We start from the raw sequence: 25,663 nt of genomic DNA, 5'->3' as shown, positions 1-25,663 counted from the left end.
TCCACTTGTGCTCGCCGCTTGAAGCGGCGAGCACAAGTGGAAATCGGAAGGTTGGGCGAATTGTGGCTTGCGTTTGAATCGGTATGGAATCTCGTTCGATACTTTCATTAAGGCAACACCGAAGGCAATCGATAGATCGCATAGGTCGAATTGCGTTCGTCTTCGTTCGGGTAAACCTGAACGAGCGGCAAGTGAGGCCCGACCACGCGGCGGTCGATGATCATCCAATCGACCCCGTAACGTTTTCGGAAATGCCGCAACCGGTCGTAGCGGATCGTGACCCGCATCGTAGAAAGTTCGACGGGGTAGACCTCGACAAAACGTCTCCCCCATTCTCGCAATGACAGAACGTCTTGGGGGATGTCCTTCCAATTGACCACCTCGGCGCGGTGGGCGTACCACTTGAACGTCTGCTGGTGCCGAGGTGTTAAGAAAACATCATCTGGATCGCTATTGGCCCGAACGAAACGACACACCTTGATCCAGTCCGCCATCGTCCGCCGCTGAGTCGCATAGTCCGCATCGGAATGCAGTCCGAGCAATCGATTGCTGACCGAGATCGGCACGCCTCCGGTTACGTTGTGCCAAGTGCTCTGACCCAAAAGGTAGACCGAGATCAGAACGGCAGACACGGAGGTGATCATCGCTGGCGAGATCCATTGGGAGCGAGCCACATTTCGACTGCGGCCCTCGATGCCCGCCCGCATCCAAACGGCCACCGCACACGCCAGTGCCAACGGTGTAATCGCGTCGGCCAGCCGAAACCAATAGAACCTCAGTAGCCTCGCTCCCCAATCCGGTGAAACGGCTGGTAACATCCCGACGAACAACCCGGCGATGCTGATGAACAACGCCCCCGCCGCGAACGCGGCGACTGCGGTGAGTTCTTGGCTCGCCTTTTTGCGGCGGTGCAGATACGTCGCCAAGAAAACGATTGTTACGAGTGTCAAGATCCCATGACGGACATACCAATCAAAATGGAATGCGGATGGCAGCAGATGGTGTGAGATCCGAAAGTAAGCGTAAGTCTTCGCCGCCGAAACCGATTCCGCCGCCGTGGCACCGCTCGACATCCCGAGCGCCGGGATCAAACCCAACAATGATATGACGCCCCCGACGAACAACGCGGGAGTCAAAAAACGGGCTTTCGGTTCGTTCGGATTTCGCTGGATTCGTTCTAACCAAACGAATGCAACCCAACCGGCAACGACGGACCAACCACCGGTCAAAACATGAAACGCGGCTGCGGTTCCAAAGTAGATCCAAACTCGGTTCCAACGCCGGGCAACCAATTCCGATAGGCCCAATAGAACCAGCCCATAGGCGGGCACCTTGGCCTCGATTCCGCCGACGACCCATTCACCGGCGAGGTTGCCGTTTTGTATGCCGGCCAACCAAACGATCGCGATGATGAGTGAATAGCCGACCGGCAGACGCAGACTACGAGTCAGCCGAGTCAATCCGTATGCGATCAACGCCCAACCCACTGCCCGGCCGATCCACGCGGTGGTGGACAGTGAAACAAAAAGCGTCGGCCATCCGAACGTCCAGTAGAAAAACCAATGGGCCTTGCCCGACGTCACGAATAGGTCTTTGCGACACCACTCGGGGTCCCAAAAGTTTTTTGCTTTGGTGAGATAGTGAGCCTCGTTGACACCCGGCGGGGCATCGCCGGCGACGATAAAAAACAAAGCCACGATCGCTGACACGATCGTCAGCACGATCAAACCGTCGGAACGTTCTTTCATCGGGTCTCGACCAGCTCGGATGCCAATTCGATCGCCGCGACCAAGCTCGAGCAGGATGCTTTTCCTTGCCAAGCCAAGTCCATCGCCGTGCCGTGATCGACGCTCGTGCGAATGATCGGCAATCCCAATGTTACATTGACCGCGTCGTCGAATGACAACGCTTTGAGCGGAATCAATCCTTGGTCATGATACAGACAAACGTAAATATCGATCTTCGAACGCATCATCGGCGTGAACGCGGTATCGGGGGGCAGCGGTCCTTGAACATCCCAGCCCTTCTGCCGAGCCGACTCGATGGCTGGGATCACGATTTGTTGTTCTTCACCGTGGCTGAATAAGCCGTTCTCGCCCGCGTGCGGATTCAGGCCGCAGACTCCGATCCGAGGCGGCAATAGGCTGCCCCGTCGGGCGCGACGACGACGCATCGTTTCGCCGGCCAACTCGATCGTGCGGGTTAGCGACGCGGTCGTCAACAAACCCGGCACATCTGCCAAGGGCACGTGGATCGTTTCCAAAACGCAAGCGATCGTTTCGCTGGCGAGCATCATCCGCACGTCCGCCGGTTGGCCGCCCGTTTGCGTGGCCACACGGTCGGCGAGCAACTCGGTGTGCCCGGGATAGGCGATGCCACCGAGCGACCAAGCTTCCTTTTGAATCGGACCGGTCACGATCGCGTCGACCTCACCACGAATCGTCGCGTCGATCGCCGCGCAAACCGTTTGGTAAGAAGCGATGCCGGTTTGTTTCGAAAAACTTCCTGCGACAACCGTATCGGCATCGATCGATCCACAATCGATCACATGGCCGCATGGGTTCAAGTTCTTTGTCGACAGTTCATCGAGCGACAAAGCCGAAGGAACTTCGCAACCGAGTTTGTCGGCAACTCGCGCGAACAACTTCGCATCACCGAAGAGCAATGGGACCCCGGCGGCCTGAACTCGCGGATCACGCCAGACACGCAGTGCGATCTCGGGTCCGACACCTGCGGCGTCGCCCATCGTGATCGCCAGCCGTGGTCTGTGATTCATGAGCATCATTCCGTTGACGCGGAGTAGGATATCGTTTGCGTGGGCAAGATGAAATCGCTTTGGATGGTAATCTGATCGACGTCCGACAGCGGAACCGAATCGATTCGAAAGGTTTGCGTTTCGCCTGGCAATAGCCCTCGTAGCGACCGGGCCGAGCGAATCTTTCCGGCCGCCAAGTAAGCTTCACGGTAAATCGGCGCGACACCTTCGTTGGTCAATTCGATCATCACGCTCGCTTGATCAGAGCCAATTGGCCGGTATTGTGCCCGATTGATTCGAAAACGGTAACCCGTTGCCATGGACGCTTCCCGAATGCGTTGGATCGATTGAAACTCCGGTTGATCATTGCCGATCATGTAGCTGATATGAAATTGTCTTGCGGCGTCTTCAAACGAAACACCGTTGGGTCCATTCTCAGATAACGCCAGTTTTTGATCGCGGCGATTGTAATAGCTGAACTCACCGCCGCCGGGAGCCCTCCGCCAGCGGTCAATGTCTAGGATTCTCCAGTTCACCGAGTTGTACTTCGGATGTTCTTTGCAGAGGAACGAATCGTCGAAGACACCAAAGTTCAATTTTAATAACGTTTCATTGTCTTCGATCGGGGAATAATCATTGTCGGCGGCATCCACGCTGATCGACCACGGCAATGACTTCAGCGTCGCATCGAGATGACGAAGGAACCGATCTTGAAAAGCTTTGTCAGGGAACGTTGCGCCCAGTTGCCGGGGACCATCGTAGATGTGGTATTCGGCCCACAGCCCGAACCCGGTTTGCAAGAACGCGATTCGCGGGTCGCGATCGTATCGCTCGGCAAATCGCGTGTAGAATTCAAGTGTGAAGTCCTGCAAACCCTGGTGGCTCCAATCGCAAAACCAGGTTTTTTCGCCTTCGCTCTTGCCAATCGTTTCTTGGTACCCTGGCTGTGAACGTACGTATTCAGGAACCGTTGTTGGTTTGCCGGGATAAACGAATCGAAAACGCAAGATTGCTTGGTGCCCGCGACCGGCGATTTGGTCAAGCACACGATCGATGCTCGCGAAATCATAGGTTCCGTCGGCCATCACGATTTCGTCATAGCCACAGTAACGATACTCGAGCGAGATCGCATCGCTGGCCGCTTGTTCGTGGTCGTGCCACAATACAATGCCCGTCATCGGTTGGACGCCACGTATTTCGCTGCGCAGTGAGATCGATTCCGTTGTGGTGGATTGACCCGATGCGAACGAAACCCAAATCGAGCAGATCGACAACGTGCAGTGCAGCAAAACGGATTTGAAAAATACGCTGGTTTTCATAGTGACTTCGCTTCGAGTCTGTTCGCGGTTCAGCGGGTGGTTTCCCGTTTTCTTATCCAATCTTTTTAAGTTCGGCGATGATTTGACGGGCACGCTCCGCGTCACGTTCAAACGTTTTCACTTGGACCCAACCTGGGGCTTCGGCGCGGAATCCGGCCGTGAATCCACCCACCGCGACGGCCCGGATTCCCTCGTCGGCGAGAACATTGACCAAGACGCTAGCAGCGACTTCGGTGGATCGCTCCGCGACGACTTCCAAATTTTCGGCATTCGGATCGGTCGGAGATTCGTTCGAGGGAGGACGATTCATTGAAATATCGGTTTCAAGCGGACGATTCATGGATGAAGCGAGGGACGAACGTCATTGTAAGCACAATCGTCGGTGAGCGTAGACCGAATGAGAGTCGATCGCGTGCGGCCATCGTCGAACCACCCCCACCCGGCGTCGAGTGTGATTGGGTATGTTAGAGTCTCGATGCCGGTTGGGCCGCGAAGGTACTTTGCGGCGGCTCAAGGTGACCCCCGCGAAGGTTTGGTAGATGATCGCCGTTGAACATTTTCGAAAACAGTACGGTGATTTCGTCGCCGTGGCGGGGGCCTCGTTTGAAGTACCGGCTGGTGCGATCGCCGCGCTCGTCGGGCCCAATGGTGCTGGCAAGACGACGACCATCCGAACGTTGTGTGGGATTCTGCGTCCGACGAGTGGGACGATCCGGGTCGCCGGTTGCGATCTGGCCGATGATCCTTTGGGCGTGAAGCAACGCGCCGCCTACGTCCCCGATGATCCACCTTTGTTCGATACGTTAACGGTATGGGAGCATTTGAAATTCATCGCCTCGGCCTATCGTTTGGTTGATTGGGAACCGGAAGCGGATGGGTTGCTCGAACAGTTTGAACTGGCCGAAAAGAAACACACGCTCGCGTCGGAATTATCACGAGGCATGCGTCAGAAGGTAGCGATCGCGTGCGTTTATCTGCGTCGCCCCGATGTCTTGCTGTTGGATGAACCGATGACGGGATTGGACCCGTCGAGCATCCGCACGTTAAAGGAGATGATCGCACAACAGGGCGCACGCGGGGCGACCGTCTTGGTCAGTTCGCATCTGCTTTCGTTGGTGGATGATCTGTGTGATCACCTGGTGTTGATTCGTCGTGGCAGCGTCTTATTCCACGGGCCGATGAGCCAAGCGCGTCGCGAGTTTGGAGGCCCGAATCAATCACTCGAAGAAGTGTTTTTCCGATTGACCAGCGAGGCGGAACGGAGTGTTTGATCCCGCCTTACGGCAACTCATCTGGTTTCAATCCAGGGCAGCATTTCGCCAAGGATGGCGACGCGTCAAGACGCCCGGGGGAGCCTTATTGACACTTGTCTTGTTGGTTTGCGTTGGTTTCGCAGTGATCCCTTCGATCGCCATGGCGTTCTTGAATCCGTCAATCTTTGAATCGTCGACGCCTTCGGTTTTTCCCTCGTTCATGCCGTTGATGATGTTCGTCATTGCTAGCCAGATGGTGGCTTCGGAAACCGGCAAAAAGTTAATGGAACTTCGTCCGCCGGAGTTGCAATTTGTTTTGGCGGGGCCGTTCACTCATTCGCAAATCTTGTCCTATCGGCTGACCACGATGGCGATCAGTTGGTCAATCTTGAGTGCTTTCTTTTCACTCGTCTCGCTGCCCTATGTGGAAAACGGATTGAGCGCGTATTTGGGAATCCTACTGGGAGGAGCGTTCGTGTTTTCGCTTTCGTTCTTACGAGCACTGCTCATACCGCGATGGTCACCGCAGGCGAATCGCTGGGTTCTCGTCGGATTACGTTCGGCACTCGTTGCTCTCATTCTGGAAGCCGCCTTTTTGATTTCGCGACACCCCGATTGGCTGTCCCATGATGGAGTTTTGTTGCTGATTGATTCGAGCTATTTGGCAACTTGGTTTGCCTTTCCCTTCACGCCGTTTAGCTATTTGCTATTCGGCGCAATCAATGGGGCGATGATCGCAAACGCATTGATCGGGACGCTTATGGTGGTCGGGTCGGTGGCTTGCTGTTATCGGCTCAATGACGGTTTTTCGGAATTGGCGGTGGAAGGCGTCGCCCGTCGCCAAGAGCGTCTGTCTCGGATCAGCGACGGCAATGTGTATGCTCGCAAACCGAAGCACATCGAGCGTAAACGCGGCCTGCCGATGTTGGGTTGGTGGGGCGGCATCGGGCCCGTAGCTTGGTCACAAATGACGATCACATGGCGGCGCACCGGAACGCTGCTGACATGGCTGATTGCGGCGGCGTTGGTGACCGCGGTCGCTTTGGCGATCGGGATGCGGACAGGCTCGCTGCGTCTCGAATCGAATTCTCGTTTGATTTTTTTTCTTGTTGCGATGATTGCGGCGTCTTACCTCGGGTTCATCGTTTCGATGATCACACAATCGGGATTCTCGATCAAACAATCGTTATTGACTTGGTATCAGACGTTGCCGATCCGTTCGGTGCCCTTGGCGATCGGGATGGCGATGGGAAGCGTTGGTTTGATGTTCGCGATCCGAATGTCGGCGGCGGCCATCGGTTGGGCCGTCACCAACCAATCGTTTGCCGATACCGTTGCGATCTTGGTCGGGTTCATCGTCATCGACATCGCGATCGCATCGGTCTTGAACTCGGTCGCCGCTGCGACGCCGCTGCGGATCACGACTGCGGGAACGCCCGACATCTTTCAAGGAGCACGGGCGATGGTCTTCATGCTCGCCGCCACGATCGTGATGATCCCGATCGGTTTGGCCGCCGGTCTGGGTGCATTGATCGGCGGATTGTGGTGGGGATTTGCGATCGTTCCCTGTGTCTTGTCTGCCGCGATGGTTGTCTTGGCCACGATGCCGGTGTTATGGTGGATTACCGGTAACCGGTTCCAGAATCGAGAGCTGCCGGCGTGTTGAATGAATGCATTGGGGCAATTTTTGTGAGCCGATGGCGCTAGCCACGGGCCTCGAAGGGCTGAGTTCTCACTGTCACGCCCGCGGCTAGCGGGCTGTTGATTTAGTGGTATCGCGACCCCTTTTCGTTTAACGGCAAGCCGTAGGCGTCAATTGGGGGCATCGCCGACGCCTTCGGCTTGCCGTTAAACGACTAAATCAACAGACCGCTAGCGCCGTCGGCTCACTAAACCAGCACGCCGTTGCGCGTCGGGCTTGTTTGGTTGCGGCGGAGCCGCTCCATAAGAATTAAAAACGACTCCGTTCTATTCGCCTACGATTGCGTGGCCATCTTGGGCGGTTCGGGGATCGCGATGTCTTCGAGCAATCGTTTGATGATCGCGTCGGTGTCCATGCCTTCGGCTTGGGCTTGGAAGTTGGTCGCGATGCGGTGCCGCAAGACCGGCAAGGCGATCCGTTGGATATCGGCCGGTTCGACGTTGAACCGGCCTTGCATCGCGGCGATCGCTTTGGCACCGGCGATCAAGTTTTGACCCGCTCGAGGGCCGGCTCCCCAGTCGACGAGTTCCTTGACGTACTCCGGCGCGGTTTCGTCGGTGGGGCGGGTCGCCCGGACCAAGCGTGATGCGTACCGGATCACGAGCGGTCCCGCCGCGATGCTGGCGACGAGTTTTTGACACGTCAAAATCGCCCGCGCGGACAGGACCTTATTGACCGTCGGTGAATCGCCGCGGGTCGTCGCCGTGAGAATCCGTTCTTCCTCATCCGCCGAGGGGTAGCCGATCTTGATGTTGAACATGAATCGGTCCAATTGAGCTTCGGGCAACGGGTAGGTGCCTTCCTGTTCGACCGGGTTTTGGGTCGCGATCGTGAAGAACGGATCAGGCAGCATGTGCGTTTCACGGCCGATCGAAACCTGTCGTTCCTGCATCGCTTCGAGCAATGCGGCCTGAGTTTTCGGTGGCGTTCGGTTGATTTCGTCGGCCAGCAAGATGTTGGTAAAGATCGGCCCTTCGACGAATCGGAAGCTGCGTTTGCCCGCATCGTCTTCTTCGAGAACCTGCGTCCCGGTGATATCCGACGGCATCAAGTCGGGGGTAAACTGCACCCGCTTAAACGACACGTCCAAGATGCTCGACAACGTGCTAACCATCAGCGTCTTGGCCAGTCCCGGAACGCCTTCGAGCAGGCAATGCCCGCGGGTAAAGATCGCCGCGAGGAGTTGTTCGATCGTATCGGTTTGGCCGACAATGACTTTGCCGAGTTCGTCCCGCATCTTCTGTTGATGTTCGGAGAATTCACGCAACACGTCGGCCAAGTTGCGTGGTTTCGCCGCACCGGCGGCCGCCTCGGCGGTTTTACTTTGAATCGGCGGCGGCGTAGGATTGGGCGAATCAGTCATCGAGGAAGACACAATTGGGGAAAGAATGAAGGACACTCGACACGATCGTGACCTGGAAAGCCGGCGGTACCCCAAAAGTCTAAGGGCTCAGGCCCGAAATCAAAATCGGTGTGCACCTGGAATTCGTCGTTCCTGGCTTAATGTGCGGACGGTGGTGTTCTTCGCGTTTGTTTCCATCGGCCTAGTCGTTCACGGACCGATCGCCCACGCGGCGGTCGATGCGTTACAGGTCCAACGTTCGATCGACCGCGGCATCGACTATCTTCGCAAGACGCAAACCCAGCGTGGCGGATGGAACGAGTATGGCAATCAATCTTGTGGTTTGTCCGCCTTGTGTACCCTCGCATGGGTCAACGCGGGGGTTTCGCGTCAAGATCCCGACATGATTCGCGCGATGGAATACCTGCGTGCGTTTCGCCCCGACGAAACGTACTCGGTCGCCTTGCAAACGTTGGTATTTTGCCAAGTCGGCGCGATCGAAGACCTTCCCCGCATTCGCCGAAACGTGGCTTGGTTGGTCGAACAGCAAATCGGCGAAGGCCAACGGTTCGAAGGCGCCTGGGGTTACGGCGGCGGTCGCGGCAACGGCGATCCCTCCAATGCTCAATTCGCCGTTTTAGCGCTCGGGGCGGCGTCCGAGCGAGGGATCGAGATCGACTCGGAAGTCTTTGCTCTCGCGTCCCAGTATTGGAAACAGATTCAACTGCCCGGCGGCGGTTGGTCCTATGGCGGTCCGACGCCGTCCGGGTCCATGACGTGCGCCGGCATCGCTTCGATGATCATCTGTGGCGGCAGTTTACGCGATGCCGTCGGCATCGGACCGGCAAGCTTGCAGTGTTGTGGCGGCGAAGAACTCGACGATACCGTCGAGCGTGGGCTCGAGGCACTCAGCCGACGTTTCACCATCGAAGCCAATCCGGGCGGTGAGTTGTTGAGTTACTTCTATTACCTTTACGCGGTCGAGCGGGTTGGCCGATTATCGGGGCGGCGATTGATCGGCGAGCGAGACTGGTATCGCGAAGGGGCCGAGCGATTAGTGGGATTGCAGGATGATTTCGACGGATCGTGGCGGGGCGGTGGGCCGGTGGAATCCAACCGCGACATCGCGACCTCGTTTGCGTTGTTGTTCTTGGCCAAAGGCAAACGGCAAGTCGTCATCGGACGATTGGAATACGCTCAAGACGACGCCGATGCATCCGAAAACGCTCATCCGACCAGCTTGCAAACCCTGGTTCGTCATGTTGAGCGTTCTTGGTCGCGAGAGCTCACGTGGCAAAACATTTCCGCCCGCCAAGCGGGAGTGGAAGACTTGCTGCAAACGCCGGTGCTGGTCATCGGAGGTCGCGAGGATCTGAAATTCGACGCCCCGTTGTTGGATCGGATGAAAGAGTACCTCGACCAAGGCGGCACGATCTTATTCGATGCTCAAGCCGGTGATGGTTGCGGGGACGACCGCGTGTTTCGTCAAGCCGTTGAAACGATGTGTTCGCAGTGGTACCCCAATTCGCGATTGGAATCCTTGCCGCCCTCGCATCCGATTTGGTTCGCCGAGCGGTTTGTCGATCCGAAGGTCTTATTAGACGACGACGGTCAACCGTTCGACATCGAAGGAGTCCAAGCGTGTTGCCGAACGCCGGTGTTCTATTCACGTCAAAGCTTGATGTGTCGATGGAGTTACGGCGGGCCGCTGTTACGAAACGAAGACCTATCGCCGAGCATCCAAGAACAGGTCGTCGCCGGGATCACGATCGGTGAGAACCTCGTCGCCTACGCGACCGGTCGTGAGTTGAAAGATAAACTCGACGCGGTGAATCAAATCAACGCCGCGTCCGCCCCCGATCCGACCCGGGGCGCGATCCCCATTGCCGTCGCCGCCCTCGGGGCGGGTGAGCGGCAGGTCGGCCAAGCGATTCCTCACGCGGCGGCGATCATTCGCGACAAGCTCGGCATCGAAGTGCTCGCCGTCGATCAACCGATCGCGCTGACGGATGAATCGTTGCAGCGGATCGGCGTATTGTATATGACCGGGCAAACCGAATTCCAGCTCGACGAAGTGGCTAGGTCGGCGCTGAAGCGATTCATCGAACGCGAAGGCATCGTCGTGGCCAGTCCGATTTGCGGTGAAGCCGCGTTTGCGAACTCCGTCGTCGACGCATTGCAGTCCATCATGGACGGACAATCCTTCGAACCGTTGCCGGCCGATCACCCGGCATTGGGGACACAGTTCGGTGGCTATGACCTCAGTCGCGTGGAGATTCGCCGACCGGTGCAAGGCCCGGGTGCACGTGATGGTAACGACGAAGCGGTCGCTCGCAAGGAACCGGTCAAAGTCTCACGCCGGGTGGGATCGCCCTTGATCGAAACGATGTCAACGCTCGGAGTCGATAATGTGTTCTATTCGCCTCTGGATCTGAGCTGCGCTTTGGAGAGCCAAAACTCGATCCAGTGTCCTGGCTATTCGACCGAAGACGCCGCGAAAATCATCGCCGGTTTGATCTTGTACGGTTTGAACCAATGAACTGGCTGGACTCGATGAACTGGTTGGACACTTGGCGCGAGCGATATTGCGATTGGCGTTACGGGACGTTTGACCCGAACGCGAAAGTCGGCAAACGTGGCGAGCAGATTGCCGCCCGGCATCTGCGTTGCAAAGGACTCAAAATCATTGCCGAGAGCGAATCCGACCGAGGCGGCGAGATCGACTTGATCGCATTGGACACCCGTAGTCGCTTGGTGATTTTTGTTGAGGTGAAAACGCTAGCGACTCGACGACCCGGTCATCCGGCCGATCGCGTCGACGAGAACAAACAAGCCCGCATCGCCCGCGCCGCGATGAGGTATCTCAAGCGGAAGAAATTGCTCGGCACGCCCTGCCGATTCGACGTCGTCGCGGTGTGGTGGCCGACCAACGAACCGCTGCCGACCAAGATCGAACACTACGAATCGGCGTTCGAGTCGCCGTTGGAGTATCAGATGTTTTAGGGATCTCTTGCTTACCGGTCTGTTGATTTAATTGTTTAACGGCAAGCCGCAGGCGACAGAGTTTGAAAACGCAGTCGCCTGCGGCTTGCCGTTAAACGAAAACGCCCAAACGTGCACTCAATCAACACGCTCGTGAGCATGCGGTGTGCATATGCGAAACGGTGCGGGAGTAGTGGAAAGACGGCGGGATGTGTCGCCGCTCTGCGGCTGGATGATTCGTTGGATACCGGGGTCCCCATGCTGACGCATGGGGCTACATGCTATCGCGGCTCCGCCGCTGGCGTCATGCCTATGCGACGTCGTCGCGTGGCAGTCGCCTGTTGGATCGCTGGTTCCCCGGCTCTCGGTCTCTGGATACCCCACAAGTCCTCAGGTATTGCTCCCCTGCCAGCTCGTCTGGCAGGAAGCCGAGGTTGGCAAGCTAGACACAAGCCGCAGTTTTTCCAACCTTCCGAGTTTAAGTTGTGCTCGCCGCTTGAAGCGGCGAGCACAACTTAAACTCGGAAGGTTGGCAGGGCGTCGGTGTCTAGCTTGCAAACCTTATTCACCCACGAGACGAGCTCGTGGGGGTCAAAAAGATGTGGGGTATAAGAGGCCGGGAGCCTGGGAACGAGTTTTTTTGCTACTGCCGATCACTTCACCCATTGCAACCAGGCATCAAAATACGCCACCGGCGTTGCGTTCATGCTGGCGACGAAGGCGGTGTCGAAAGGCTTGCCTTCGGACAGGTTTCTCAAGATCGAATCGAAGCCGCGACGGTTTTCCCGCGTCAGGAACGATTGGCAAACCGCCGCCGCGATCAGGTCGGACCGTTCGGGAGGGAGTTTGCCTTCGATGAATTCCTTGCCGCTCTTGAGAGTGCCGATCGCGGTGATCAATTCGGCTTGCGTCTTGGCCAGTTCGCTGCGGTCCTGTTTTACTTTAGATGACGCGGCAACTCGGCCCAATCCGTCGGCGAACCAACGCGGGACCGTGACCGAACGACTGGCGACGGCCAAACTCGCGATCGAACCGGCCAGGCGATCGGCGATCTCGGCGTCTTCGTCTCGGTCTGATGCGACGACCGCGACGTAAGCCTGGATGCCGTCGAACTTCCAGTGCGATTGCCAATCGGTCGGAACCGATCGGCCTTCGACCATCTTGGCGAACTCGCTGTAGTCATACCGCCGAGGCAAAACATAGATCGACGCCAAACCGTTGAAGAACGTATCGGCGGGTTGTTGCAATTGACTCGACGGGATCACGACCGAAGTTTTCTGCAGTGCGGATTCGGCTTGCTCGGCGACGGCCTGGAGCAGGTCCGGTGACACATCGCCCCAAACGGCGAAGTGTTCGCTGCGATGTTGGGCCAACCGGCTCGAGTCCGCGCCGGCGAGGCTGAAGTGAGTTTCGGCCAATTCGGCGCGGCGTTGGGTTACTTCGTCGGTTGATGCGGCGGCGAGCCACGCTTGCTTGGTCAGAATGTTGAGTGGCATTTCTTGCTGGGCCGGGTCCACCGAGGCTCCTTCGTCGATCCAAGTGGAAATCAACTTGATGTCCGTTTCGTTTAGCGGGGGACGTCCGCCGGCAGGCATTTGATCGCCTTCGAGTCCGCGAAGCTTACGAACCAACAAGCTCTGTTCGCCGCGTCCGGCTTGAACGATCTTCCCGCTGTCTCCGCCACGGAACAGTCGGGCCAGCGTGTCCATACTCAGGCCGCCTTGGTTTCGCATCGCGTCGATGTGGCACCCGCCACAATTATCGACCAAGATCGGAGCGATTTGGCTGGCGAAACTAACGGTTTCTTTGCCCGTCAGGGCGTTGATCGTGACCTTCTCTGGCGGCATCGGGGCGGGGGCCGGCGTGGTTCCTTTGGTCAGACTGGTCAGCTGAACCGAGGGGTCGGTGCCGTCGAACTTGGCACCTTCGTTGATCCATTTCTTCAGCGTCATCAATTCGGCTGGCGAGACCTTGCCGCCGCCGCGAGGCATGTCGCCGGTTTCGATCGTTTCGATCAAACGGCTGCCGACGGTATCACCGGCAAAGATGACGACGCCTTCGGGCGGCCCTTTCATCAGCGCTGCAAACGTGGCCAACGAGAATCCACCCTTGGAACCGTTGATGTGACATCCGCCACACTTGCTGGCCAGAATTGGCGCGACCTCGCCGACGAAGCTCACCCCTCCGGTTGCCGGGGTGCCAGTCGCCGGAGTGCCGGGGACAGGATTGGCTGGAGTTGCGGGCGGGGTGGCCGGTGCGAATGGGTCGATGTTCGCCGGGTTGGTTTTGCCGCCCGCCATTGCCATCGCGGCACCTGATTCGCTCGGTCGCGGCGGGACGGAGAACGGATCGACCGGAACGCCTTCAAATTCCAGCAACGCCCGGGCGTTGACGATTCGTTCCATCGTCGGCAGCAAAGCGTCGTACAAATCCGGCGATCCGGTCGACAAGCCGACGCGAATCTGCTCGATCGCTTTGTCGAGCGTTTGGGTCGATTCGGCGAAACGCCCGGCCTGGAATTCTGTCCCAGCGGTTTTCATCGACGCGCCGATCGTCATCACGATCCGGCGGGCTCGGGTATCGAGCTTGTCAAATGCCATTTTCGCGGCGGTCGCCTGGTCAGGGGCTTGCCCGCTCACCGGCGTGGTCGACCACCCCGCAGCGATCCAAGCCGCCAAACAGGGGGTAAGGAGCCAGCGTAGAGGAGAAACGGAGGCCGATTTCATATTTGCCAATTTCATGAATCTGGGTCGTCAATGAACGAAGCTGCGGGCGAAAATGCGAACGCGTCCGGGGGACACTCTATCTTATCTTAAACCCGAAACGCCCTCGACGCGCCAATGAACCCGCCATTTCGCCCCTTGGGTAACTTTGAGCCAACTTCTACACTGTTGGATTGGCCCTATCCGTCGTTTTCGGAAGATTTGATGAGCACGAGTGACCTGACCGCCACCACCCAACCCGAATCCGTCTCCGGCGACACCCCCGCCGCCGCGCTGACCGATCAACGGATCGTCGTTTTGGACTTCGGGTCCCAATACGCTCAGTTGATCGCCCGACGGGTGCGTGAACAAAACGTCTACTGCACGATCGTCCGTCACGATATCACCGCCGAGCGGATCGCCGAATTGGCTCCGCAGGGCGTGATTTTGTCCGGCGGCCCGTCGAGCGTTTACGCCGAGGGTGCCCCGCAAGTCGACCCGGCGATCTTTGATTTGAACATCCCGATTCTGGGGATTTGCTACGGAATGCAGATCGCTTGCCAAGCTCTCGGCGGCAAGGTCGACAACACGCCCAGTCGTGAGTTCGGCCGGGCGATGTGCGAGTTTGTCGATCGCGATTCGATCTTTCGCGGACTCAACGATTCCGAACAAGTTTGGATGAGTCACGGAGATCAAGTCTCTCAAATCGCCGATCAGTTCACCGTGATGGCTCGCACGTCGACGTGCCCCTACGCGGCGATCCGGCACAACACCCGGCCCGTGTTTGGGATGCAGTTTCATCCCGAAGTCACCCACACGCCTCAAGGTGGGCAGATCCTTCGCAACTTCGTTCGCGAGGTTTGCGGGTGTGATGGGACGTGGCGTTTGGATGATTTCGCCAACGCCGCCATCGAGACGATTCGTGAACAAGTCGGCAACAAGCGAGTGATTTGCGGTTTGTCCGGTGGCGTCGACTCGTCGGTCGTCGCGGCACTTTTATACAAAGCGATCGGGTCGCAGTTGTCGTGCATCTTGGTCGACAACGGATTGTTGCGTAAGAACGAACAACAACTCGTCATCGAAGAATTCTCGAGCCACTTCCAAACCGACTTGCACGTCGTCGATGCCGAAGATCAATTCCTCAGCGACTTGGCCGGTATCGAGGAACCTCAAGAGAAACGTCGCCGCATCGGTCACGCGTTCATCGAATGTTTTAAAGCCGAAGCGGAAAAGATCGAGGAGGCGCACTTCCTTGCCCAAGGCACTCTGTATCCCGACGTGATCGAAAGCGGCGCCGACAAAGATGGCCCCGCCGCGACGATCAAGCTGCATCACAACGTCGGCGGCTTGCCCGAAGAACTCGGGTTCGAGCTGATCGAACCGCTGCGAGATTTATTCAAAGACGAAGTCCGCCGGTTAGGTTTGGAATTAGGCTTGCCTGAAAAACTCGTTTGGCGACATCCGTTCCCCGGCCCCGGGTTGGCGGTGCGTTGTTTGGGCGAAGTCACCCGCGACAAGCTGAAGGTCTTGCGGGAAGCCGATGCGATCGTCGTCGAGGAGATCGAGAACGCCGGTCTGTACCGGGATACCTCGCAAGCGTTCGCGGTGCTGTTGCCCGTCCAAAGTGTCGGGGTCATGGGCGACGCAAGAACGTATGACAACGCCGTCGCGGTTCGCTGTGTCAACACGGACGATTTCATGACGGCCGACTGGAGCCACCTGCCTTACGAGTTGCTCGCCCGGATCAGCACGCGAATCATCAACGAAGTCAAAGGCGTCAACAGGGTCTGTTACGACATCAGCAGCAAACCGCCCGCGACGATCGAATGGGAGTAAAAGTGTGAACGATGTGATCGGCGGACGAATCGGTGACTCGGGTGCGGTGCGTGAATCGGACGATACGTCGTATCGTTTGATGACTGCCGAAGAGTACCAAGTCGCCCAAGGGCTTCCCCCAAGCAGTGAACTGATCCAAGGAAAGGTGGTTGCGATGAACCAGCCGTCGATTTCACACGGCGCGATCTGTCTCGAAATCGCCTACCTGTTGAAAGTTCACTGCAAAAAGCATGAATGTGGAACCGTCTTCGGCAACGACGCGGGCATTTTGGTCCGACGCGACCCCGATTCGGTTCGCGGTGCCGATGTGGCTTACTGTTCGTATCAACGGATGCCGAAAGAGAAGGTCCCAGACAGCTATGACGCTCCCGCTCCCGAAGTCGTGTTCGAAGTGCTTTCAAAAACCGATCGTTGGTCGCAAACTCATATCAAGATCGGTGAGTACTTGGGCATTGACGTTTTAGTCGTATGCGTCGTCGATCCGAAACAACGCACCGTGCGTTTATTTCGTGGCGATGGCAGCGACACCGTGCTGACTGAAAACGACACCATCGAACTACCCGAGATCCAACCAACCTTTCAAGCAAAAGTCAGCGAGTTTTTTACCTAGTGCTTTGAGACCGATCAAAATGTGGTAGCCGGAGTCGCAAGCCTTCGGTCTTCGCCAGGAAACCGACTGAACTCTTGCGAGTCCAGCTACCACGAACACTCGAATTTTGAATCGTCACGAGCCACTAGCAACCCTAGCCACTCGCATCGTCCCACCAATCCTTCCGTTTCCAATCGCTAACCGCCAATCGCCGAGAGCCAACAGCTTCCACTATGTCCGGTCAATTCATCTATCAAATCGTCGACCTGACCAAGAAACACGGTCAGAAAAAAGTTCTCGAGAACGTCAACCTCGCTTTCTATCCCGGTGCCAAGATCGGCGTTCTCGGTCCCAACGGGGCCGGTAAGTCGACCCTGCTGAAGATCATGGCCGGGACGGACACCGAATTCGAAGGCACCGCGCGTTTGGGCAAAGGCTACACGGTCGGCTATCTCGAACAGGAACCGCCCCTGGACCCGACCAAGACCGTTTTCGAAAACGTGCAAGTCGCCGTCGCCGAACGGCAAGCGATCTTGGATCGGTTCAACGAGATCACGGGATTGCTCGGTGACGTCACCGATGACAACGAAATGACCAAGCTGTGCGACGAGATGGCCGAGCTACAAGACATCATCGACGCGAACAACCTGTGGGAACTCGATCGTTTCGTCGAAATGTCGATGGCCGTCATGCATTTGCCCCCCGGCGATGCCGAGATCACCAATCTCTCCGGTGGTGAGAAACGTCGCGTCGCGCTGTGCCAGTTGTTGATCCGACAACCCGACCTGCTGCTGCTCGACGAACCGACCAACCACCTCGACGCCGAAAGTGTTTCTTGGCTCGAACAACACCTGGCCAAGTATCCCGGCACCGTGGTCGCCGTGACCCACGATCGTTATTTCCTCGACAACGTCGCCCAGTGGATTTTGGAGATCGACCGCGGAAAGGGAATGCCGTTCGAAGGCAACTACACCGCGTGGTTGGAAAACCGCACCAAACGAATGGCCCTCGAAGAACGTCAACAAAAGGCTCGCGAGAAAAACCTCGCCCGAGAACTCGAGTGGATTCGCATGAGCCCCAAGGCGCGCCAAGCGAAATCCAAGGCACGGATCAAATCATACGAGGAAATGTCCGCCCAAACGTTCGAAGATCGTCCCGACGATCTGGAAATCCAGATCCCCTCGGGCAAACACTTGGGGTCTCTCGTCATCGAAGCCGAAAAGGTCAACAAAGCGTTCGGCGACAAGGTGTTGATGAAGGACATGTCGTTCCGCTTGCCGCCCGGCGGTATCGTCGGCATCATCGGTCCCAACGGAGCCGGCAAGACGACCCTGTTCAAGATGTTGACCGGCCACGAGCCGGTCGATTCGGGAACCATCAAGGTCGGCGAAACCGTCGACCTGGGTTACGTCGATCAATCGCGAGACAAGCTCGATCCGAACAAGACGATCTATCAAGAGATCAGCGGCGGACACGATACTTTCGAGATGGGAGGCAGGGTCATGCACGCCCGATCGTATGTTTCCAAGTTCAACTTCAAAGGTCCCGATCAAGAGAAGAAAGTCGGTATCCTCTCCGGTGGAGAACGAAACCGCGTCCACTTGGCCTCGCTGCTTCGCAAAGGATGCAACGTGTTGCTGTTGGACGAACCGACGAACGATCTGGACGTCGATACGTTGCGGGCACTTGAAGAAGCGATCGCGAATTTCGCCGGTTGCGTCGTCGTGACTTCGCACGACCGTTGGTTCCTCGACCGCTTGGCGACCCACATTTTGGCATTCGAAGGAGACGGCAAGGTCGTTTGGTGCGAAGGCAATTTCGACACCTACGAACGCAACCGCCGCGAACGGATGGGTGAAGACGCCGAAGACGACACGCCGCGTTCGCGATATAAGAGCATTCACGCAGGCTGATCGATTCTCTCTCCCCTCGTAGATTTTCGCAGATGCGATAAAACATGGTGGTAACGTTCACACGGTGAAGGGTTCGATCGTCAGCCGCGACGATCCCTTTCACCGTTACCCATCCATTTTATTGCGAGGCAATCGACACGATGACGATCCTGCGAGTCGGCACAAACGAAAAATACTCTGACGGTTGGGACTCCGCCTTCGGCGGCGGTGCCAAGACAACCGCTAAGACCTCCCCCAAGACCGCCAAGGCGGGAAGCAAGAAAGCGGGGACTAAAAAGTCCGCGAAGAAGTCCGTTAAAAAATCGGTCAAGCAATCGGCGAAAAAGTCCGCCAGTCAACCCGCTAAGAAGTCGGTAAAGAAGTCAGTCAAGGTTTCCAAGAAAGCGGTAAAAGCTACCGCCAAGAAAAGCGTGAAGAAGGCGGCCAAGAAGAGCGTCAAGAAAACCGTGAAGAAGGCGGCCAAAAAGAAGCGAAGCTAGATCAACCACGGTATCAGCGGCAACGCACTATCGGGCTGTTGATTTAGTGAGCCGATGGCACTAGCGGCGTGTTGATAGTTTGCATCGTAACCCGAAGCGTGAGCGAGGGATATAAAAAGAGGATTTAATTGTGTTCGATCCCTCGCTCACGCTTCGGGTTACGATTAAATCAACAGCCCGCTAGCCTCGGGCCTTGCGGTATATTATCCGTCCTGCGGGGCCCGTGGCTAGCGTCATCGGCTCACAAGAATTGCCTAATGCACTAACTCAACCGGCCGCAACCTTAAAGCATTCAGCCATCTCCTCCGATTTCGTCGGGAGAGATGGCGTCCCGTTCCCGTTTGTTCGGCATTCCCCTTCCATGTCTTCGAATCCTTCCAGCGACCGTCCTGCGGACTCGACCAAGGGCAAGGGTTCTCAATCGTTCACCTCGCCGCTGCATTCCCTGGTGTCTGAAGAAAACTTCGAAACGTCCTGGCGTGCCGCCTTGGAAGGCCCGTCCGCAGCGGGACGCGAGGCGTTGCAAAGTCTCGTCGGTTATCTGAACTTCTCGTCCGGGCCGGCCCAACCCGCGATTCTCAAAGCGTGGAACCGAGTTCACGACGAAGCGTCCGGTGGTGATGTGCTATCCGGACCACCACCGTTCTTGATCATCCGGCGATGGCTCGAAGAGACCACTGAATCGTTGCAAGCTAACACGTCGGCGTTCGGCGATGTCTCCCGAGCCGAGTGCGTGATTCGAATCTTGTGGTCGAAATTGCTGCCGAGCTACCTCGACTTTCATCGCGACTTGCTGTTTCATCTCGAACCCGAGATCATCTTCAACGGTTTTTTTCTGGCTCGCTGTGCCGAAGCGATGTTGCAACGGCTCGGCGAACAATCCTCGATCGACGACGAAAACCAACTCGTCGATCAAGTCATCTCGCAACTCAACGACTACGTCGGCTATCGGCCCGTCGCCGTCTTGGAGAACCGAGCGTGCCAGCCTTACTCGCATGAATTCGTCCGACCGATTCCGCTGGCCATCGACGGCGCCGGGATCTCCGCCGGACCCTGGCGCGAGTTAGTTCGCCGGGCGTTACGGTGCATCACGACGGCACCCGAAGACGTCTTGCGTGCCGCCGCGATGGACCCCAACCAAATCAAAGAACTGTGCCTGGACCCACGCGCCTACGACTTTGATCATCCGGTGAATCGACGACCCAATTACCATTTCGGCGGTTGGGACGAACGCTCGATCGACGCGGACGGAAAGTACGATCGCTTCATCCTTCGCAGCGTCACGTTGGATTCGCTGATGCAACGGGTTCGCGAAGCGACCGATTTAGACGCCGACGAGATCTTAGAGGAAGCCGCTTCCGTGCTCGCCGGAACGATGTTGATGGCCTCGGGCGTTTCCGGTTGGGGGCCGGGTGCGTATTCCAGTGACGTGACCTTGCGGTCGTTGATGGTGCCGATCGCCAATTACCGCGACGAGTTCTACCGATGGCGAATTTCGCAAATCGGAGGACCGCACGGGGAACGGTTGATGCTCGAAGCGGAAAAACGTCACCAACCCTTCGGCGCGGCAAGGCAGCATCTCAACGCGTCGCTCGCCCGCAGCCGCGCCGTCCAATTGCAACACGTCCAATTGGCCCGAATCTACGCCCGCATGGGTTACCCCGATTCGGCCGCCAAACAAGCCGATGTGGTTTCGGCCGCATCCGCCCGGTTGATGTGCCGGATCGATTGCTGCATGACGCTCGGGCTGCGAGCCCTACGAGCCGGCGATCTTGAACGGGCGATCGAAGTTCCCGAACAAACCTACGACCTGATCCGACGAGCGATCCAATGTGGCGCACTGATGGACCCTTGGGATATCCTCGGGTTCATGGGCAACTACAGCCTGTATCCGGGAATCGAAAACTCGATCCACGACAGCCGCTTGGATGAACTGCTTTACATCATTGAAAGTTTGTTCGGCTACATCGCCCGCGTTTGGAGCGAAGCGGCTGCCCGTGATGACGAAGCCGCCTACGACCAAATGGACACCCAGTACCGCGAGATCGCCCAGTGGTGGCAAACCTTCGCCGCCCACACCGTCGAATCGGTCGAAGCCGCCGATCCCTGGGAGTCATACGATTCGGCTCGGTTGGTCGCTCAAGCACTCAGACTGTGGCATCGCGGCGGGGCTCGCCAAGGCGACATCGCATTTTGGGCACCCCACGCCGATCTGTTCGATTCACCGCGGGCTTACATGCTCGTGATCTCGGCACTGCTCGAACGCAAAGACTTCATCCCCGCTCAAGCCTTGTTGATTCATTGGCTCGGACAAGCCGATCGTGTCGGACTGCGCAGCGGGGCGAGTTCATTGCCGCGGCTTGCCGAACGCTGGCTGTTGCAACTTCGCGGTCACTTGCGTGACCAACCCGGTGAGCTGTGGCCGCGGGTCAATAAGTTCTTTGACTATCTCGAAGCCAACGCCGAATCGTTTTGGTCGGCACCGAAATTCGAAGTCGGCGACGAAAACAACCCATCACGCTCGGGTGACCAGTGGGAACGCGAACTGGCCTCGGCGACCGATGATCTGCTCGATCCCGGTGACGACGATGATGAATCGGGATTGTTCGACGCCGCTTACGAAGACGTGATTTATCGCGACACGACCGACGACGGAAACGAAGGTGCGATTTTCGACACTAGCGGCGAGAGCGAAAGCGTCGACGAACTCGAAACGGAAGTCAAACGCCTCGGCAACCGCTTGGACTTCCTGCAAGCCCTCGCCCGCATGTGGGCCGTCGGTGCCGATGTCGCCATCACCAACCAAACCGTGGATCTCGAATCGCCCGTCGATGTGACATCCCAAGTTGGTAAGGCAGCCGAAGTTGACCCTGAGTTTCGCCGTCAACAGATCCAGTCGCTGCAAGCTTGGGCACGTCGCGCCGTTGAAAATCGCATCGGCTTGTTGAAACTACTCAGTGACGTGCGGGCCTATCAAGTCAAGCCGGCCGGCACCGACAACGAATCCATGCGGACCTACGACCGTCGACGCGTGTTGCGTGATTCGTTGATGGAACGCGTCATCGAAACCGCCGTCGAGATGTCCGATGCGCGGCGGTTGATCGCCAGCGCGTTGTTGGCCCTTGACGGCAAGATCGCTTCGGACGCGGGCGAAGAGTTCGCCGAAGACGATGCCGGCGCGATCGAACTGTTCGCCGCCCTGATCGCAGGCGACGCCGAGCGAGCCCGTCATACGTTCCCCGCCTTCGTCGAGTCGGTCATCCATCGCAGCCTCCTTTACATTCCGCTCTCTCGCGGCGGTGACCCGGTCAAGATTTATGTCGCCCGTCTCCGCGAACGGGTGCTGCGTCATTTATTGCACTGGTTACCCCGACGCGGCCTGATGACCGAAACCTGCCGGTTGATCGAAACGGCCCGGCAAATGGAACAACGCAATCCGATCGGCGCGGGTGCCGTCACCGAGTTCGACGGACTGTATCGAGCGGGGTATCGCTCGATGGTAGGTTCGATGTCTGAGGCCGTCTTGCACGCCTGTTCCACGCTGCCGCCTTACCCGCATCTTGACGCCGGCTTGTCCACCGCCGCCGATCGCCACTTGACCCCCACGGATCAAAAGCTGATTGCCGATACCCTGATCCCTCAATTGGAAAAACTCACCGAAGTGATGCTCGGCAGTTGGCTCGCCCACAGCCAAACGTTGCGGCTTTCACCCTTGGAATCGGTCGGCGATACAGCCAAATGGAAACGCTTGGTCGAATTCATTCGGACTTTCGGCGATCCACTGTTCACCCAAGGCTTCTTGCAACTCAGCAACATCCGCGCGGTCCTGCATCAAGGCGTCGAGAGCTGGCTCAGCCGGTCATGGCAAGACGGCGACGATCTGCTCGACGACACCGACCTGATGATCGCGATCGAAGAAGGGCGGATCGAACTCCCCGAAGCGGCCCGCTGGATCACGTTGGTTTTCGAAGCCTTGATGGATCATCACGCCGAGTACCAAGACTACAACAGCACAACGACGCAAAGCGATCGTGGTGAAATGATCTACACGTTCTTGGATTTCTTGCGACTCAAAGCCCGCTATGAACGCGTCGCCTGGAACCTCAAACCGATCATGTGGACGCACCAAGTACTCGTGCGGATGGGCCTCGACGACGCCGCGCTGGCTTGGCGAAACAGTTTGAACGAACGGATCACCTCGGAAGCCGAACTGTACGTCAAGCGACTGCGTGAACTTCAACAACGATACTCGATGCGAATGCCCACCATCGCCGATCGAATCGAAGAACGTTTCGTCCAGCCGATGACGATCGATCGCATGCGAGCCTTCATCGCCCCCGCGATGGCCGACGCGGAAGCCAACCGCGACAGCGCCGCGTTCGAGCAACTCGAACAAGAAGCCCATGAGCTATCCAAACGCCCCGTCGGAGTCGGTTTGGACTTACCACCTTGGCTATCAGCGCTCGACGAAGAAGTCGAAAAGATCGGCAAGCGAAACTTAGTCAGCGAGATCGACCTCCAAGACCTCATCACGATCCCCGTCAGCCCTCTCACCCTCGACGACATCCGCATTCAACTCACCACCGCCGCCACCCAAGGCCGCCGCCTACCCCACATGCGCAAAAAAAGACCATAAACCAATCCGCCCGATAAATTCGTAGGCTGGGTCGCAGCGATAGCGAAGACCCGGCAGCTGGCACCATTGGCAACTGGCACTATTGGCAACGGGCAGCATCTTCTCGATTGACTTGGTTGCCCTCGTATTGAAGATGGTGAATTACGCGACTATGAATGAAGTCATTCGATTGATTACGATCATTGGTCAAGGAAAGCCTGAAGCGGCAGAGCAACTCTTGCCGCTTGTTTATGACGAGTTACGCAAGCTTGCTGCCGTGCGGATTGCTGCCGAGGCCCCTGGCAATACGCTGAGTGCGACGGCGCTTGTGCATGAGGCCTACTTGCGAATGGTCGGCGATCAGCAGTTTGACGGTCGCGGTCACTTCTTTGCCGCTGCTGCGGAAGCGATGCGGCGTATTCTCGTGGACCGTGCCCGCCGCAAAGCGGCAGTGCGAAATGGTGGAGGTCTGGTGCGGCTCGATCTGATGCCGGAGATTACCGCGGCTCCTGAAGTTCACGAAGACTTAATCGCACTTGATGAAGCACTGCGGCAACTGGAAACGGAAGATCCTTTGAAAGCGGAACTCGTCAAGTTGCGTTATTTTGGTGGACTGACGCTCGCGGAAGCTGCCGCCACAATGGGACTTGCTGAGCGGACAGCAGGGCGGCACTGGACTTATGCGCGGGCCTGGCTGAGGCGGGCGATTGAAACAAACGAAAAGAAATCTTGAAAATAGTTGGCTAGCCAGTGGCAGAAATTTCGCATTGAGGTTACGTCTGTCGACTTTCCGACAATCACCTCCCTGCAGAGTCTGGATCTGGCTGTGACCGAAGAGGAAATTTTTACCGCAGCTCTTGAGTTGCCCGATGAGGTGTCGCACGCGTCGTTCCTTGACAAGGCCTGTGGCGAAGACATCGATCTACGGCGGCGCGTCGAAGCGTTACCGGCACGCGCACAGCGATGCTGAGTACGAGCACGGAAGAAAGTCAAAACCAGACCGTGCACTCAACGCAGTGAGAAGTCGATGGCACCACCCGGACTGGGATGAATAATGGACGGCACCCTATTAGATCGCTTATCCTAGCCTTTATTCGAAATCCTAAGTGGTCAATGAAATGCGATTTAAAATCCTGAGTTCGTTGCGGGCACAGTTGGTCGATCACGACGGTGCCATTGTTGCGTCGGAGCGGCTTATCCCAAAACTTGACGGCCTTGCTTGTCACACCGATTCTGTGCTGAATTATGCGGAGCTGGCCTTTGCGGAAGAATGTGCGTTACGTGGTGGTTATCCGCGTTTATTTGTCGATGAGAAGCGTAACCTTGCCTTGACCGTTGAGGTCGACAGTCGACGCAAGCTGACTCCGAAAGAAATCAAGGCATTGCGAGAGGACTTCGAGGGGCAACTGACCGACGGAATCGGTGCCGGATGCTTTGATGAACTGACGACTTCGACTGGCCTTGCCGTGGTATCGAGGTTTCCGCTTCGGTCCAAGTGTACACAGACAGAAGGCGTCGCGTGGCGACCGAAGGCATCCACGCAGCGGGGCAACGAGCAACGCATTGCCGCTGCCTCGAAACTCGTTGAGAAGATGGACTCGGCGTCTTTCAAGGTTCGCGCGTCGATGAAACCTGCCGCAGACGAAACGAATGCCATCGAGAACACGGGTAAGCGACATGCACCCAATTTGAAAAAGCTTTTCCGTTTGTTGGCCAAGCCCGATCGAGATCGATTGTTCGATCAGATTCAGGCGGAGTTGGAAGCATGCGGCAATGACTTGAGCGAGGTAGGTGATGGCGAGTACCCGCACGGAAACTTTAGCGACCCAAAGCTGCTTCGGATGTTGTTGAATGCTGGCTTACCGCCTGAGACGACTGACGTGAAGCGTTACTCTCTTCTCGTTCAGGCCGCATGCAATCCAAAATCGATCGATCTGCTCTTGAAGCACAACGTTGACATTAATCGTGTATGCAATGGAGACGATGCGACGGCGTTGATTCGAGCAGCGCGTCTCGGCAAACGTCAATCGGTTGAACTACTTCTCAAACACGAGGCCGATCCGACGATCCGAAACAGCGCTGGAAAGTCGGCCATCGATGTTGTCGGAAAACACTCTCGTCAATGGCAGGCGATCGTCGAACTGCTGCAGTCCCGAACTTCATGACTCCTGCAACA

Annotated in this window: 17 protein-coding genes; 11 read left to right on the top strand and 6 right to left on the bottom strand. The window is 57.3% G+C overall.

All coding sequences use genetic code 11. From position 1 onward, the window contains the following. Positions 1-107: 107 nt before the first annotated feature. The 4 genes from Pla100_RS10695 to Pla100_RS10680 are packed head-to-tail and all read right to left on the bottom strand — an operon-like array spanning position 108 to position 4,384. Positions 108-1,748 (bottom strand): DUF6798 domain-containing protein, encoded by a 1,641-nt coding sequence (locus Pla100_RS10695; protein WP_146577669.1) that lies wholly within the window; start codon positions 1,746-1,748, stop codon positions 108-110. After that, the gene (gene pdxA, locus Pla100_RS10690; RefSeq protein WP_146577668.1) at positions 1,745-2,776 is read right to left on the bottom strand and encodes a 4-hydroxythreonine-4-phosphate dehydrogenase PdxA; all 1,032 of its coding nucleotides are present in this window, start codon (positions 2,774-2,776) and stop codon (positions 1,745-1,747) included. The genes Pla100_RS10695 and pdxA overlap by 4 nt, the downstream gene beginning before the upstream one ends. A 5-nt stretch (positions 2,777-2,781) precedes the next feature. Further along, entirely contained in the window at positions 2,782-4,074 is a 1,293-nt protein-coding gene (locus Pla100_RS10685; protein ID WP_197167829.1) for a DUF4832 domain-containing protein, read from the bottom strand. A gap of 52 nt (positions 4,075-4,126) precedes the next feature. Then, on the bottom strand, positions 4,127-4,384 hold the full coding sequence (locus tag Pla100_RS10680; RefSeq protein ID WP_146577667.1) for a putative signal transducing protein: 258 nt from the start codon (positions 4,382-4,384) through the stop codon (positions 4,127-4,129). Between the two features lie 229 nt (positions 4,385-4,613). Between Pla100_RS10680 and Pla100_RS10675 the strand changes: the two genes are divergently transcribed. Together Pla100_RS10675 and Pla100_RS10670 are read left to right on the top strand one after the other, a co-directional pair. After that, the gene (locus tag Pla100_RS10675) at positions 4,614-5,345 is read left to right on the top strand and encodes an ABC transporter ATP-binding protein (RefSeq protein ID WP_146577666.1); all 732 of its coding nucleotides are present in this window, start codon (positions 4,614-4,616) and stop codon (positions 5,343-5,345) included. Then, on the top strand, positions 5,338-6,993 hold the full coding sequence (locus tag Pla100_RS10670) for a putative ABC exporter domain-containing protein (RefSeq protein ID WP_146577665.1): 1,656 nt from the start codon (positions 5,338-5,340) through the stop codon (positions 6,991-6,993). The genes Pla100_RS10675 and Pla100_RS10670 overlap by 8 nt, the downstream gene beginning before the upstream one ends. Before the next feature lie 310 nt (positions 6,994-7,303). Here the strand turns inward: Pla100_RS10670 and Pla100_RS10665 are convergent, their stop codons facing one another. Further along, positions 7,304-8,299: an AAA family ATPase gene (locus tag Pla100_RS10665; RefSeq protein WP_146577746.1), complete on the bottom strand. Its 996-nt coding sequence runs from the start codon at positions 8,297-8,299 to the stop codon at positions 7,304-7,306. Positions 8,300-8,546: 247 nt separating this feature from the next. Here Pla100_RS10665 and Pla100_RS10660 point away from each other — a divergent pair, with 247 nt between their 5' ends. Beyond that, positions 8,547-10,910 carry a DUF4159 domain-containing protein gene (locus Pla100_RS10660; protein WP_231602934.1) on the top strand — a complete coding sequence of 788 codons (2,364 nt, stop codon included), beginning with the start codon at positions 8,547-8,549 and terminating at the stop codon, positions 10,908-10,910. Continuing rightward, positions 10,907-11,374: a YraN family protein gene (locus Pla100_RS10655; RefSeq protein ID WP_146577663.1), complete on the top strand. Its 468-nt coding sequence runs from the start codon at positions 10,907-10,909 to the stop codon at positions 11,372-11,374. The genes Pla100_RS10660 and Pla100_RS10655 overlap by 4 nt, the downstream gene beginning before the upstream one ends. A gap of 632 nt (positions 11,375-12,006) precedes the next feature. On the opposite strand, the gene Pla100_RS10650 is transcribed toward Pla100_RS10655, so the two are convergent. Continuing rightward, positions 12,007-14,079, bottom strand: a complete 2,073-nt coding sequence (locus Pla100_RS10650; protein WP_197167828.1) for a c-type cytochrome domain-containing protein — start codon at positions 14,077-14,079, stop codon at positions 12,007-12,009. A gap of 201 nt (positions 14,080-14,280) precedes the next feature. Here Pla100_RS10650 and guaA point away from each other — a divergent pair, with 201 nt between their 5' ends. The 7 genes from guaA to Pla100_RS10615 all read left to right on the top strand — a co-directional run bounded on the left by guaA (position 14,281) and on the right by Pla100_RS10615 (position 25,652). Beyond that, entirely contained in the window at positions 14,281-15,891 is a 1,611-nt protein-coding gene (guaA, locus tag Pla100_RS10645) for a glutamine-hydrolyzing GMP synthase (protein ID WP_146577661.1), read from the top strand. A 4-nt stretch (positions 15,892-15,895) separates the two neighbouring features. Continuing rightward, complete coding sequence (locus Pla100_RS10640) at positions 15,896-16,501, top strand: Uma2 family endonuclease (RefSeq protein ID WP_146577660.1); 606 nt, start codon at positions 15,896-15,898, stop codon at positions 16,499-16,501. Between the two features lie 212 nt (positions 16,502-16,713). Continuing rightward, complete coding sequence (gene ettA / locus Pla100_RS10635; RefSeq protein WP_146577659.1) at positions 16,714-18,393, top strand: energy-dependent translational throttle protein EttA; 1,680 nt, start codon at positions 16,714-16,716, stop codon at positions 18,391-18,393. A gap of 140 nt (positions 18,394-18,533) precedes the next feature. Further along, positions 18,534-18,872 carry a hypothetical protein gene (locus Pla100_RS10630; protein WP_146577658.1) on the top strand — a complete coding sequence of 113 codons (339 nt, stop codon included), beginning with the start codon at positions 18,534-18,536 and terminating at the stop codon, positions 18,870-18,872. A gap of 361 nt (positions 18,873-19,233) precedes the next feature. Next, positions 19,234-23,508, top strand: coding sequence for a hypothetical protein (locus Pla100_RS10625; protein WP_146577657.1), 4,275 nt, complete (start codon positions 19,234-19,236; stop codon positions 23,506-23,508). Between the two features lie 133 nt (positions 23,509-23,641). Beyond that, the gene (locus Pla100_RS10620; protein WP_315853465.1) at positions 23,642-24,220 is read left to right on the top strand and encodes an ECF-type sigma factor; all 579 of its coding nucleotides are present in this window, start codon (positions 23,642-23,644) and stop codon (positions 24,218-24,220) included. Between the two features lie 385 nt (positions 24,221-24,605). Beyond that, a complete protein-coding gene (locus Pla100_RS10615; RefSeq protein ID WP_146577655.1) occupies positions 24,606-25,652 on the top strand; it encodes an ankyrin repeat domain-containing protein in 1,047 nt (348 codons plus the stop codon). Positions 25,653-25,663 lie beyond the last annotated feature (11 nt).

Source organism: Neorhodopirellula pilleata (genome assembly GCF_007859915.1).
In the GTDB taxonomy this organism is placed as follows: domain Bacteria; phylum Planctomycetota; class Planctomycetia; order Pirellulales; family Pirellulaceae; genus Rhodopirellula; species Rhodopirellula pilleata.
This window is presented reverse-complemented; position numbering and strand designations above follow the sequence as displayed.

Coding starts and splice junctions, on each gene's coding strand:
- Pla100_RS10685 (WP_197167829.1), bottom strand. CDS start 4,074: ATGAAAACCAGCGTATTTTTCAAATCCGTTTTGCTGCACTGCACGTTG.
- Pla100_RS10675 (WP_146577666.1), top strand. CDS start 4,614: ATGATCGCCGTTGAACATTTTCGAAAACAGTACGGTGATTTCGTCGCC.
- Pla100_RS10625 (WP_146577657.1), top strand. CDS start 19,234: ATGTCTTCGAATCCTTCCAGCGACCGTCCTGCGGACTCGACCAAGGGC.
- Pla100_RS10680 (WP_146577667.1), bottom strand. CDS start 4,384: ATGAATCGTCCTCCCTCGAACGAATCTCCGACCGATCCGAATGCCGAA.
- Pla100_RS10650 (WP_197167828.1), bottom strand. CDS start 14,079: ATGAAATCGGCCTCCGTTTCTCCTCTACGCTGGCTCCTTACCCCCTGT.
- ettA (WP_146577659.1), top strand. CDS start 16,714: ATGTCCGGTCAATTCATCTATCAAATCGTCGACCTGACCAAGAAACAC.
- guaA (WP_146577661.1), top strand. CDS start 14,281: ATGAGCACGAGTGACCTGACCGCCACCACCCAACCCGAATCCGTCTCC.
- Pla100_RS10615 (WP_146577655.1), top strand. CDS start 24,606: ATGCGATTTAAAATCCTGAGTTCGTTGCGGGCACAGTTGGTCGATCAC.
- Pla100_RS10655 (WP_146577663.1), top strand. CDS start 10,907: ATGAACTGGCTGGACTCGATGAACTGGTTGGACACTTGGCGCGAGCGA.
- Pla100_RS10630 (WP_146577658.1), top strand. CDS start 18,534: ATGACGATCCTGCGAGTCGGCACAAACGAAAAATACTCTGACGGTTGG.
- Pla100_RS10695 (WP_146577669.1), bottom strand. CDS start 1,748: ATGAAAGAACGTTCCGACGGTTTGATCGTGCTGACGATCGTGTCAGCG.
- Pla100_RS10620 (WP_315853465.1), top strand. CDS start 23,642: ATGGTGAATTACGCGACTATGAATGAAGTCATTCGATTGATTACGATC.
- pdxA (WP_146577668.1), bottom strand. CDS start 2,776: ATGAATCACAGACCACGGCTGGCGATCACGATGGGCGACGCCGCAGGT.